The sequence below is a fragment of the Wolbachia endosymbiont of Culex quinquefasciatus Pel genome, assembly GCF_000073005.1.
GTDB lineage: Bacteria > Pseudomonadota > Alphaproteobacteria > Rickettsiales > Anaplasmataceae > Wolbachia.
In genome coordinates, this window is sequence record NC_010981.1 from 687,294 (window position 1) to 700,774 (window position 13,481).

The 13,481-nt window shown below is 34.9% G+C and carries 9 protein-coding genes; 7 read left to right on the forward strand and 2 right to left on the reverse strand.

Translation table 11 applies throughout. The features are described 5' to 3' along the window. Window positions 1–63 precede the first annotated feature (63 nt). Window positions 64–1,803 (forward strand): single-stranded-DNA-specific exonuclease RecJ, encoded by a 1,740-nt coding sequence (gene recJ / locus WP_RS03120; protein WP_007302053.1) that lies wholly within the window; start codon window positions 64–66, stop codon window positions 1,801–1,803. A gap of 18 nt (window positions 1,804–1,821) precedes the next feature. Here the strand turns inward: recJ and WP_RS03125 are convergent, their stop codons facing one another. Beyond that, window positions 1,822–2,994: an NADH-quinone oxidoreductase subunit D gene (locus WP_RS03125; RefSeq protein WP_007302054.1), complete on the reverse strand. Its 1,173-nt coding sequence runs from the start codon at window positions 2,992–2,994 to the stop codon at window positions 1,822–1,824. Window positions 2,995–3,259: 265 nt separating this feature from the next. Here WP_RS03125 and WP_RS03130 point away from each other — a divergent pair, with 265 nt between their 5' ends. From WP_RS03130 to WP_RS03155, 6 genes are all read left to right on the forward strand, one after another. After that, a complete protein-coding gene (locus tag WP_RS03130; protein WP_007302055.1) occupies window positions 3,260–3,781 on the forward strand; it encodes a cytochrome b in 522 nt (173 codons plus the stop codon). A 5-nt stretch (window positions 3,782–3,786) separates the two neighbouring features. Further along, entirely contained in the window at window positions 3,787–4,782 is a 996-nt protein-coding gene (locus WP_RS03135) for an NAD(P)H-dependent flavin oxidoreductase (RefSeq protein WP_007302056.1), read from the forward strand. A gap of 132 nt (window positions 4,783–4,914) precedes the next feature. Continuing rightward, entirely contained in the window at window positions 4,915–6,378 is a 1,464-nt protein-coding gene (locus WP_RS03140) for a hypothetical protein (RefSeq protein ID WP_007302057.1), read from the forward strand. Between the two features lie 104 nt (window positions 6,379–6,482). After that, window positions 6,483–6,848, forward strand: coding sequence for a hypothetical protein (locus WP_RS03145; RefSeq protein WP_007302058.1), 366 nt, complete (start codon window positions 6,483–6,485; stop codon window positions 6,846–6,848). A 51-nt stretch (window positions 6,849–6,899) separates the two neighbouring features. Then, entirely contained in the window at window positions 6,900–9,254 is a 2,355-nt protein-coding gene (locus WP_RS03150) for a VirB4 family type IV secretion/conjugal transfer ATPase (RefSeq protein WP_007302059.1), read from the forward strand. Further along, a complete protein-coding gene (locus tag WP_RS03155) occupies window positions 9,235–12,123 on the forward strand; it encodes a hypothetical protein (protein ID WP_007302060.1) in 2,889 nt (962 codons plus the stop codon). Before WP_RS03150 ends, WP_RS03155 begins: the two co-directional genes overlap by 20 nt. A 244-nt stretch (window positions 12,124–12,367) precedes the next feature. Here the strand turns inward: WP_RS03155 and WP_RS03160 are convergent, their stop codons facing one another. Beyond that, a complete protein-coding gene (locus WP_RS03160; RefSeq protein ID WP_007302061.1) occupies window positions 12,368–13,441 on the reverse strand; it encodes an ankyrin repeat domain-containing protein in 1,074 nt (357 codons plus the stop codon). Between the last annotated feature and the right edge of the window lie 40 nt (window positions 13,442–13,481).

Here is a 13,481-nt window from a genome sequence, read left to right on the forward strand (position 1 = left end):
AGTCTAACACAATTATAGAACAAGCGTAAAAGTTCTGGTAAAGTAGTTTTATTTACAAAAAATATGCTACTTGATATTGAAAAACGCAGCATAACAAATGCACTGTGGAAGTTACAAGAAGCAGATCAAAGGGAGATTTTTACTCTTATACAGAGATTTGAGTTGCCAGAAATATTAGCAAGAATATTAGTTGCTCGTGGTGTTAACATAGAAAATGCACATGACTTCTTACACCCACTAATCAGATCGCTATTACCAGATCCCTTTCACCTCCTTGATATGGATAAAGCTGTTTCTCACATAATAAAAGCAATAAACAATAATGAGAATATTGCAATATTTGGTGATTACGATGTTGATGGTGCAACGTCATCAGCATTGATTAATAGGTACCTAAGAGCGATTGGGACACACTCTATAATCTATATTCCAGATCGTGTTGATGAGGGCTATGGATTGAACACAGATGCTTTATTACAACTTAAAAAGAATGGTATTGATTTATGTATTTCTGTTGATTGCGGTACGCTTGCATATCAACCAATAGAAGATGCAAAAGTCTTTGGACTTGATATTATAGTTGTCGACCATCACCTTGGAACAGAAAAATTACCAAGTGCTGTAGCAGTTGTTAATCCCAACCGCCTTGATGAGAGCTCTCCTTATAATAACTTAGCAGCAGTTGGAGTGTCATTTCTGCTAATTGTTGCTCTTAACAGAATCCTACGTGAGCAAGGATTTTTTACCAACAAAAAAGAACCAGATTTATTTGATCTACTGGATTTGGTTGCTCTTGGAACTGTTTGCGATGTTATGCAGATTACAGGCCTAAATAGGGCTTTTGTTTTACAAGGATTAAAAGTTATGTCAGCAAGAAAAAATGTTGGCTTACGTGTTTTGTTTGACGCTTTGGGAATCCTTGAAAAACCAAGTGTTTCACGATTAGGGTTTAGTATTGGGCCATGTATAAATGCCGGAGGAAGAATTGGAGAAGCATCGCTCGGTGCAAGGTTGCTTTCCACCGATGATGATGATGATGCACATTCAATCGCGCTAAAACTAATAGATTTGAATAATGCAAGAAAAATGCTAGAAAATGAGGCTATTTTGGAAGCCACAACACAAGCGGAAAATTTTGCCCACTTAGGTGTAAATTTTATAATGGTAAGTGGTAATTGGCACCAGGGAATAATTGGTATCATTGCATCAAGACTAAAGGAGCAATTTCACTTACCAACGATAGTAATATCTTTAAATAATGGAATAGGAAAAGCAAGCTGCAGATCAATTTCTGGGGTAGATATTGGTGCTGCGGTTCTTTCTGCAAAATTTACCAACCTAATCATTGAAGGTGGTGGTCACAGTATGGCAGCAGGATTTTCGATTAAGGAAGATAAAATAAGTGATCTACATGATTTCTTTACTGAAAGATTTGCAAACTCTACAAATGACAAAATCATAAAAGCTGATGGTATAGTAACAGCTAAAGCAATAAACTTATCCCTTTGGAATCAACTGCAGCGCTTAGAGCCATTTGGAGCTGGCAATCCTGAACCGAGATTCATCATTCAAGGAGCAAAGATAAGAAAGCCGGAAGTTATAGGAGTTGACCATATAAAATGTTTTATTGCTGACGATAATGTTATGGTCAAAGCTATTGCGTTTCGCTGTGCAAATACTGAGCTTGGCTCTGCTATTATGCAGGGTAATGTTAAAGCCATTTTGGGTAAAATCTCTATGAATTACTGGAATGGCAATGAATTTGTGCAGTTTTTAATAGAGGATGTATTGACCATTAGTTGAGTTACTATTTTACAATAATTACCTATCAATCTCACCAAAGACTATGTCGAGTGAACCGATAATTGCTGCAATGTCAGCAAGCATGTGTCCTTTTGCCATGAAATCTAAGGCCTGTAAATGCGCAAAGCCAGGTGCTCTTATTCGACATCTATAAGGTCTATTGGTACCATCTGAAACTATATATACTCCAAACTCGCCTTTTGGTGCTTCAACAGCCACATAAGCCTCACCTTCTGGCACATGATATCCTTCTGAATAAAGCTTAAAATGATGAATCATAGCCTCCATGGATTCTTTCATTTCTGCTCTTGGCGGTGGAGAAATTTTTCTATCTTCAGTTTTTATTGGCCCTTCAGGCATTTTCTCTATGCATTGCTTCACCAAGCTAACAGACTGCCTAATCTCTGCCATTCTTACTAAATAACGATCATAACAGTCACCATTTTGGCCGATAGGTATATCAAAATCTAACTGATCATATATCTCATATGGCTGGCTTTTTCGCAAGTCCCAAGCAAGTCCAGCAGCACGGAGCATTGGTCCACTAAAGCCCCAATCAAGCGCCTGTTTTATTGATATTTCACTAATTCCTACAGTGCGTTGCTTCCATATCCTATTTTCCGTTAAAAGTTCATCAACATCATCTATATACTTTGGAAATTGCTCTATAAATTTTGCAATATCTTCAATCAAACCTTCTGGGATATCTGCTGCAAGTCCACCTGGCCTTATATAAGCTGCGTGAAATCTTGCACCTGAGGCCCTTTCATAGAACTCGAGTATTTTTTCTCTCTCTTCAAAGAGCCATAAAAGAGGAGTCATCGCCCCAACATCAAGTGCTTGAGAAGAGATATTTAGTAAATGATTTAGTATTCTTGTCAGCTCACAAAACAAAACACGCAAATATTTTGCTCTAATTGGAATTTCACATTGCAACAATTTCTCTACACACAACGAATATGCATGCTCTTGTGACATTGGCGACACATAATCAAGGCGGTCAAAATAAGGCAGAGCTTGAAGATATGTTTTATGTTCTATCAATTTTTCAGTGCCACGGTGCAAAAGCCCAATATGGGGGTCTGCTCTCTCGATCACTTCACCATCCATCTCTAAAACAAGTCGTAGCACCCCATGTGCAGCTGGGTGCTGAGGACCAAAATTTAGCATCATTGTCTTTAGATCAGGCATGCTTTGGTAGCTTAAGGTATTGGAATTGTATAGGGTAAAATGTGCTTAAAGTCAATAGGCTTCTTGTACAAGCTATAACTCATCGTTACAATAGAAAAACTCTCAAAAACTTCACCACTTCTTCATGATCTGATAGACAATGTTTATGTGTCACATACAATTATTGCACTTATGTTGATCAAGGCAGCGAAATTATGTATAGATAATTTTGATTGAGAAATAGTTTTTCTACTATATAAATTCTACTTTAGAGTAATCAAAATTAATGAAAGACAATAAATATAGTTTAGGTTTAAGGATCATTCATTGGTTAATGTCTGCTTTTATTATTGGCATGCTTTGTTCTGGACTATACATGAAAAATTTGCCGATTAGCAGTGAAATTAAATTCAGCATATACGCTGTTCATAAGGCTTGTGGTATCACCGTTCTTGGATTAATTATAGTACGTATATTTTTTCGCGTCTTTACTTATGTTCCGCCATTACCAGCCAATTTTTCTCGATTTGTAATCAATGCGAGCAAAACGATACACTTTGGTTTATATGCTTTGATGGTGCTAATGCCACTATCTGGTTATGTCATGTCTTCTGCTTCTAGCAAAGAGATCAAATATTTTTTTCATATCCCTTTATTAATTAACCATAATGCAGATCTAGCTAGTGCAGCTAATCAGTTACACTCGATACTTGCATATTTTATGATACTCTTTATAGCCTTGCATATAATTGGTGCTTTAAAACACACATTTATAGATAAACAAAACATTTTTAAACGTATGATATAGGTTATATGTTAAGTAGCCTCTGGAAAAAAGGAACAAATTTTCTCGGTAGTGAGTTTGCCATAATGGGTGGCGCTATGAGCTGGGTTTCAGAGAGAAATTTAGTTTCAGCAATCTCAAATGCCGGTGGTTTTGGTGTAATTGCATGTGGTGCAATGTTTCCAGACTTACTGAAAAAAGAAATCATAGAGACACAGAAATTAACTAACAAACCATTTGGTGTAAATCTAATTACTATGCACCCAAAGTTGAGTGAGTTGATAGATGTGTGCATTGAAACGAAAGTAAGCCATATAGTGCTTGCAGGTGGACTACCAACGAAGCCTAATATAGAAAAAATCAAGAGTGCGGGCATTGAAGTTATGTGTTTTGCACCAGCATTAAGCCTCGCGAAAAGGTTAGTAAAAATGGGAGTAGATGCGTTAATAATAGAAGGTATGGAAGCAGGAGGACATATCGGTCCTGTTAGCACTTCTGTTCTCGCACAAGAGATATTACCTCATTTTAAAAATGAGAAAACACCGGTGTTTGTTGCAGGTGGAATAGGAAGAGGCGAAATGATAGTGAACTACCTAGAAATGGGAGCAAGTGGCTGTCAAATAGGTACATTATTTGTCTGCACGAATGAGTCAATCGCTCACAAAAATTTTAAAGAAGTATTCATCAAATCAGCTGCGCGTAATGCTGTATCTTCTGTGCAGATTAGTGCTGATTTCCCTGTAATTCCAGTAAGGGCTATAGTTAACAAAGCAAGTGACGATTTTATGGAGCATCAAAGAGACATTATTGATAAATATCAAAATGGAGAAATCTCAAAAGAAAATGGGCAGCTTGAAATAGAAAAGTTCTGGGCTGGAGCCTTAAGAAGGGCAGTAATTGATGGAGATGTTGAAACAGGATCTTTAATGGCCGGTCAAAGTGTTGGCATGGTTGATAGAGAAAAGCCTGTAAAAGAAGTGATAGATATGTTAGTTCAACAGGCAAGCAATTATGTTGAAATGTAAAATCAGTAATCAGCAAAAAAAATAGTTAGCAAATTGCTATAATTATCCGCAATAAGGCATAACTGCCCAGTTTTAATCTAAAATTAACGCTAAAGAGGTATTCATACATTTTATTTATATGAGAGGAATGTTATGTTTGATTCATCATATGAGAAAAGAGTGCTATTTGATAGCGCAGTAGGAAACAATACTTACTCATCTACTAGCGATCCTATCAGAAGTTCACAAATCTCAGATAAGAGAAAGGAGAAAACAGGGAATTCTTCAGCATCAAAAACGAAAGAGTTGCACGAAATTATACACAAAAAGGTCACAAAAAAAAGACATAATCATGAAAATCTAAAAAAGGGAGATGGAACTATCGCAAAATGCATAGAGTTGTTCAACAAAGGAGCTGATCCGAACATATTAATTAAATTAGAAAAATTACTGAGAGAGCAAGAAAAATATTATAATTATTACACCAAGAAATTTCTTCCAGCATTGGAAAAAGAAGTGATAGAGTCAGAGGAATTAATGAAACCTTCAGTACTTAACAATGAAGAAAAATCATCACAAAGATCACCAACAATAAGAGGAAAAATATTAGAAATAATTTTAGAGATTACAGGGATTACTAATAAAAGTAGTGACAAAGATCATTCTAGTAGCACTATTCAAAATCAGAAAAGTCTTAGAAGTAATCAAGCAAATAGACAAAATAATACTATGGAACTATTTAACAAAAAAAGTCTTTCTGGTGAAGTTGAAATTCCCAAAAATTCAGGTATTAATCCTCTGGAAAAGGATTCTTTAGCTAAGGGTGTAAGTGGAAAAGGAACCCCTGGAAAATACAATACCTTGAGAAATTCAGGTTATTATGGTGCTTCAGCACATCCTACATCAAAACAATCGCAAGCAAGAAAGGAGATCGCACAATCACAATTGAATAGTCAATCTGATCTTTCGATTGATAGTAAAGATTTAAAAAATGAAAAGCCTAATATAACTGTGAATGCTGTAGAAGTGCCAAGCGGTGCAAATACTTCTAAACTCAGTAGTAGCAGTGACTTAGATAGTGGAATAAATTCATCTAGCTTGGCATCAAGTAGCAGAAGGAACAGCTTAACTTCAGTAACAAGCATTTCATCTGAGGAAAGTGTACACTTAAAATTAAACCCTGCTGAGAAAGATAATAGTTTGCAACTAGAAGATGAAGGAAAAACAAAATTAGCACATCCGAACAAAACAAGGCCCAAAGGCCCAAGCGGAAGAATATCCCCTTCTAAACATTATAAGAAGACTGAAGAAGGGCCTCATTGTGTGATCTCAGTGACAGGCAGTAAGGTAAAAGATACAATGCAATCCAATAATTATGAAAATAATAGTAAAAACAAAAATCTTCACGTCGCACTTGTAACAAGTTCTGCTCTCTTAGCAATAGGGTGCATTGTTGCAGGAGCAATGACATCAGGATTAGTAGGAGCAGGACTGTTTGTGGTGGCTGCGGTGTTTGCTACAGCAGCTGCTGCTGAATTGTGTTCAAACTTTCTGTCAAGTAAATTGACATCCATTAGTGTGAGTCCTCTTGTTGATAATAAAGAGCTAACACGGTGATAAAAGTTAAATATGAGTTACTTATGGTGAGCAAGTGAATTCGGTTCTTGCCTATTGATGTAAAAATTGTTACATTTGAGGAGTATCTTAAAGGTATTTAGCTGATGCGTATTCAATTGGGTAGAGTTTTTGCTATTGTAGCCCTGTTAAGTTTTATCTTCATGTCATGTTCTAGCAAAGCAAGTGATGAATTGAAAAATATACCAGGAACGTTGAAAGAACTTATTTCTTCATTTTCAGTTAAAGATACTGTAGAAAATATGAATCCTTCGACAATTATAGGGTTATGTATAGCTACAGTGATACTTGCAGTAGTGTTCAGAGGCCTAATTTTTTTCATGATAATATTTGGCGTACTGATCATGATGTTTGGAAGCACAGAAAAGGCAACAGATTACCTGAAAGAAAAATTCAACTTTGCAAAGGACATACAGTTACAATCCAATAACAAAAAAGAAGATAAGGATTAAGTAAGATAGATGATTCTTTATTATCTTTTTATTGAATACGCATGATATTGTATGCAACCAAAAGTACCAGCCACTAGATCTAATTCTGAAAAAAAGAACAATTTAGCGTTACTAGAAAGTATTAATTTAGATTTTATCCCTTATGCTTGCCACTACGATGAAGAAACTATACTAACAAAACAGGGGGAATTATTAAAAATAATCAAATTAGAAGACTATTCTTCAGTTGATAACTATGGTGATCTTAGAACTGAAATTAGAAAAAGTATATCAAAAAATATCAAGAGTTTATATTTTACCGTTTGGATTCACACTGTCCGTAAGCGCAATAAACTGAGCTTACAGTGGAATAAAACTTCAGACTTTTCCGATCAGCTACACTCAACGTGGTTTAATAAACTAGTTGATAGTAAACTACAGTATATAAATGAGTTATACATTGTGGTGTTACTTAGTGATTTTGGCAAACATATTAATAATGCATTTTTTTTTGGCAGGATAAAGAATAGGCACAAGTTATTTTTACAAAAAAATCATCAAGAATTACAAAAAATAACTGACCTGATTCAAAAAGATTTAGAACCTTTTGGAGCTAAAAAACTGGGCCTTAGGTCTAGTGAAGGCAAAATATATTCTCAAATGATGGAATTTCTCCATTACATTATTACATTAACGCACAAAGATTATCCAATATGTGAAAGGGATCTATCGCAGCATGTTAAAAATTTAAAAGTAGCTTTTGGTTTCAATAAATTTCAAACATCGTTTGAAGGTCAACAGAAGTTTGGTTCTATTTTTTGCATAAAGGAATATCGAGAAATCCCCTTAGAAAATATAGATAGGTGTTTGCAACTTGACTCTGAGCTTATCATCACAGAAATAATAATATTTACTAGTAATAATAAAGCAGTAAAAGAATTCAAAAAACAAATTAATATACTGCAAATCAGTGAGGACAATACCTTACTTCAAAACTCAGGAATAAATGAAATAATAGAGCTTGAAAAAATTTCTGCTATGGATTTTTGTCAACAGAAAATTATTGTTACAATCTTTGCAGATGATAAGAATAGGTTAGCTAAAAATATCAGTGATTTATCCTCTGTAATGTCGTTAATCGGGTTGATGATGTTTAGGACTGATCTGCACATGGAAAATCATTTTTGGGCACAGCTTCCTGGAAACTTTGCTTTTGTTACACAACCAAAAAATATATTAGAAAAATATGCTTGCAGCTTTGCTATGTTGCATGATTTTACATCAGGTACGTTAAAAGGAGGAAGATGGAAAGAAGCAGTAACAGTTTTTTTTTCAAAAAAAGGCAGTCCTTACTTTTTTAACTTTCATGGAAAGAAAAATAATGGTCATACCACAATACTTGGAGCTCCAAATTCAGGTAGAACCTCACTGATCAATTTCTTACTTTCGGAATCAAGAAAATTTAACCCTAGGATTGTTATATTGGATAATACTGGAAAATCAATAATATTTACTAAAGCAGTAAGCGGCCAATATTACATAATTGATCCAAAATATAAAGATAAAAGTCTAAAATTTAACCCACTGAACATTGAAGATAGTGCTTCTAATCGCAATATGCTTGTTGAATTGATCAAAAGGATGGTTGCAGATGCAAGTTTGGTAGACGTAGAAGAAAAGACAAAAAAAATTGTAGATTCTATATTTGCTATACCAAGAGAATCGCGATCTATTTCTCAAATTTCTGAAGTGCTTTTACTTCTTGGAGGCAAAATAAGTAAATGGTGTGGTGAAGGTGAATTTGCTTACTTATTCCAAGATGGTGATGAGTCAGACATTGACTGGGGAACAAAAACTATATCCCTCAATACTGCAAATCTCACTAAGCAAAAAGAATGTATGTCCGTGATACTTTACTATTTCTTATACTCTTTCGAAGCAAAATGTGATGGCTCACCTGCAATACTTGTTTTGGATGAAGCATGGGAGATAAGTAATATTTTTCCTACAGAGGGAGAGTTTGACGACTGGATGCAAAGAATGACAAAGTTAAATGTTGTAGTAATTCTAAGTACTGAAAACTTAAACCTAGCATTTGCTAGCAAGTTTACTCAATATTTAGATAAGCATGTCGATACGAGAATCCTGATGCCGAACATAAATGCAAACAGGTTATACATGAAAGCATTTTCTCTGTCGAAAGAGGAACTGAATGTTATTTTGCAAACACCAACACAGGAAGGTTTATTTTTGATAAAGCAATACAAAGGTTTAGTAACTTTAAATCTAGATTTGAAGAATATGAAAGAAATACATGTACTTTCAGCTAATAAAGAGACTATAAAGTATATGTATGAAGCAATAAAGGAAAAAGGCGAAAAAGTGAGTAAGTGGTTACCGGCGTTCTATGAAAAATGTAAAGCTTAATTTTTTATTGATATTCTCCTTGATATTTTGTCTTTCTTATCAAGGATATGCTGATTGTCCGCCTCTTGTAGAGAGTAATACTACACTTGAAGCTGGAGGCAAAAAAGCTTTGGAGGGTTTTTTAGCAATTTTTACTTTTGGTACTAAAGGTAGTTTTAAAGTTGATGAAAAGCTATACCAATATATTACAGTAAGACAAGTAAAAGACCAAGGAATTGATGGTTATTTTAATCCAAAGATTCAAGTCTGTGATTATGAAGGAAAAGATAATTGTTATATATTACCTAGTGGAACATCCTGCCGCCAGATATATGGTACACAAGATACAGGAGGTGGAGTCTCTGCAGCAGTGTTTATTGATTGGGAAGGAGATAAAACATCTGTTAATGCAAAAATAGCAGATAGTCTTGAGTGGGAATGGGCAGACAATGTTACTGATGAAGAAAAAACGAAGTTTGCTAAGTCTCCTAAAATATGTGCTTGTAGCCAAAAAGGCGCTTGTATGGGTAGTTCTGCATGGTTTTCAAGAGTGCTTCAGGGAGAAAATATTTTCCGTCCAGGGGATATGGAAAACGTTTGTGATACTTGTTCATCATGGAATAAAGGAAAGCAAAAGATAAAATGTGCTCCTGTACCACTTGCACCTGGCCCCCCTCCATTTTGTGAACAACTTGCAATGTCACCTCCACAAGTTAGAATTGTTCCTATAACAAATGAAGAAAATGATTATTTCCATCCAAGAGTTGGAGTCATTATTGGTGAGCTGAAAGAAAGAAGGGAGCTACCTTTTCCGCGCGGTTTTTCAAATAGTGAGAATACTCCAATTTATCCATTTACTATTAAAGATACTATCCATTATCTCAAAACCTATAGAAAAAAAGGTCAGCTCTGCGCTGAATACTATGGTACTGAGGAAGAAGAGTCCGAAAGAAAATTACAATTTCCTGCTCGCTGCTTCCCAGCGCCACCTGCTCCAAAGATTGAAGAAGTGAGCATACCAAAGCCTAATGAGGGTAAAGGCGAAAATACGCTAAAAGTAAAAATGAAGATGAGTGAGAACGTTTGTACTTATGACGCACGTGGAACTCACAGTAATGGCATCTGTACTTTTTATGTTAATAAAAATTCTCCTACATATGTTGGCCATCTACCTTTAAAAGTAGTAAAGCCAGCAATAGTGGCAAAAACAACTGATAGCAGTAACAGTAAAAGCGACATCGATAGCGTAATAGAAGGTATATTAAAAAATAATTCGCAATTTGAAGTTCTAGAAAAATATGGATATGTTCCCGATATTGAAACAGAATGTAAAGAGCTTCAGAATGGTAAGTGCAAACTAGATGGCTCAGGATATCCAAAAGTAGAAATAAAATATAAAGAAAATCCTAAAAGTAAAATGCTATGCCTTTCTGGTTGGCAGCCAGAACCGGAGGAATTCGTTCTTGAAAAAGGAAGTGAGCTAATATCACTGAAGTCAATGAGAGCAAGCTATGCTAAACACAATACTGTTTACTCGAAAGAATCAAATCAATCTTATTATTTTCCTTGCAAAAAAGGGGGAATTATTGAATTAGTTGATGTTTTAGCAAAGCCACAAGATGCACTGAATGAAATAATATTTAATAAAAAAGGATATATTTCCATTCCTGCTGAAAATAAGTCTAGAGATAACTGCATGGAAAAAAAGGATAAAGAGGTAGATACAAAACAAAATTGTGACAAATGCAAAATAGTATATGAGTTAACAGATGGAAAGTATGAAGAAAAAAACTGTAATCACGGTGATGATGGTTGCCTCTGCTTTGATGGAGTATGTAGTCGCTCAACACAGTATGTAGATAAGAATGATAAACTATTTTACTTAAGATATGAGGAAGTGGATTGCAAGGATAAGGATGGTAAAACAGTAAAAAACGAGAAAGGTGAAATACAAAAGTGCACACAATTAAAAAATCAACCGATTAAAGCAAATAGAACAGAAGTCTTTTATGCTGATAAATTGTGTAGGTTCGATTTAGAGGGTTTAAAAAAGAGATTACGTGAAATAATAATAGCACAATTGAAACATAAGAAGAAGATTATTGAAGACAGGGATCAAAAACTTTATGAGCTTGGAGATGGCTATACAGATGATCTGTCAATGTATGATTACGTTGAAATAGAAGCATGGGGAGGTGGTGAAGCTGGTCATATAGATGGTAAAGCTCAGTCTACTGTAAGTAGACTAGGAATGCCAGGTGATTACATTAAAGCTAAACTGAGAGTCAACCCTAGTTATCCATATATTAAAGTAAAAGTAACAGAAGGAGGTGGTGGACAAGAAAATGATAAATCTAACAAGGATGGGGGACCAACTTTAATAAAAATGTGCAGAGACTCTTCAGAAACAATTTGTAAAGATTTAATTACTGTTGCAGGCGGAGGTACATACAGAACCTATGGGGGAAAGAATTACAAAGATACAATAATTCATGAACAAAGTTTAAAATTAAAAGAAGAAATTAAGAAAGGGGACAAGCTAAACTCTAGTAAAGATAATAAAATAGCATATATAGAAAATGGTGAGATTGGGTATAAAGATGTAACAAAATGTAGTAAAAACTACGTGAATAAAACATATGGTGCTGGTGGTTGTATCAACGAAAGAAGCAAAAGTTATAGCAAGGGCGCTCCTGGTTATGTGAAAATTAAACCTATATTTGAGGAAATTAATGAAAAAAGAGTAAAAAAAATAGATGATGCTATTGAAAAAATGATACAAAATCCAGATGACATCACAGGTATTGATGATTCCTTAATAAATAAACTTGATCAAAAGATTATTGATACAATTAAAGAAGAAATTAGAAAAGAATTGTTAGGTCTATAGTCAAAGAACCCTGATGGTTGCAAATGGGGTAAAGTCGAATTTACATCACTGAGACAGATGCATGTCAAACCAGTGTTTCTTTTCTTGTATCTCAGTTCCCATAATGTCATCCCAGTGCGTGACACCATTTCTTTCTAGTGCTTCCTTCCTTGTCATCACGGCTTCCATAATGTCATTCGAGTAGCTGACACTGGAATCCATGTAAATTTAACTGGACGCCAATGTCACAAACTAGTTTTCTCATCTATCTTATTTTGCTACTCTGCTGAACAGATACGTCAATTTCATCTACTGATGAGCTAGGTCTGCTGTCCTTTATATGTTGTACCAAAAGCTCCATAATTTTTTTTTGCTCATAAAATTGCTGAAATGAATATATTCCATTCGAGCCAACTAACACGAAGAATCCTCCTTGTACATTTGGAGGATTATCATGCCAGCTAATTTTTCTTACGTATTCAGCAGCTTGTAAGGAAGTATCTCCTGAAAGGTTTTTAATATTAGGATCAGCACCTTTTTCTAGCAGTAATCTTGCCATTTTTTCATTACCTTTCATAGCTGCTATATGTAGAGGTGTATTGCCAAGCTGATTGCCAATATTGACATCCACCCCTTCTACACTAAGTAATAATTGAGCTACCTCGTCATGGCCATTATCAATAGCTACACACAAAGGATTCATACTGGTATCACAGCCATTGACTTTAGCACCATTATCAAGAAGCAACTTAACTACTGCTGCATGCCCATTCTGAGCAGCTAGATACAAGGGTGTGACATTATTTTTTTTATCTACTATGTTAACATCAGCATTTTTTGTGCTAATTAATAGTTCAACTATTTCAGTATGTCCGTTCTGAGAGGCTAAGTACAGAGCTGTTATACCAAATTCATTGTCTTTAGCATCAATCTCAATTTCTTGAGTATTAAGTAACACCTTTACAACTTCTACAAGTCCATTTTGAGCAGCAATATGTAAAGGTGTCTTACCATCAGTACAGTCTTTTATATTGGGATCAGCTCCCGCTTTAATTAACTCCTCTACTATAGCTTTGCTTTTAGCTACAACAGCAAAGTGTAAAACTGTACTGCCTTTAGTAGTTCTTGCATGAATATTAGCTTCTTTACTGATTAGTAACTTTACTACGTCTAAATGTCCTGAATAAACAGCAAAATGCAAGGCTGTAAATCCTTTTTTATCCTTGATATTGATATCAGTTTTTACATTAAGTAATAACCTAACTTCATTTATGTTACCATTATAAGCGGCTTGATGTAATAGAATATTTTCAACCGGGAGCGATTGAGTGCTGAACATATTTACCTCTATATAATAGTATGCCTAGTGGTACTACATC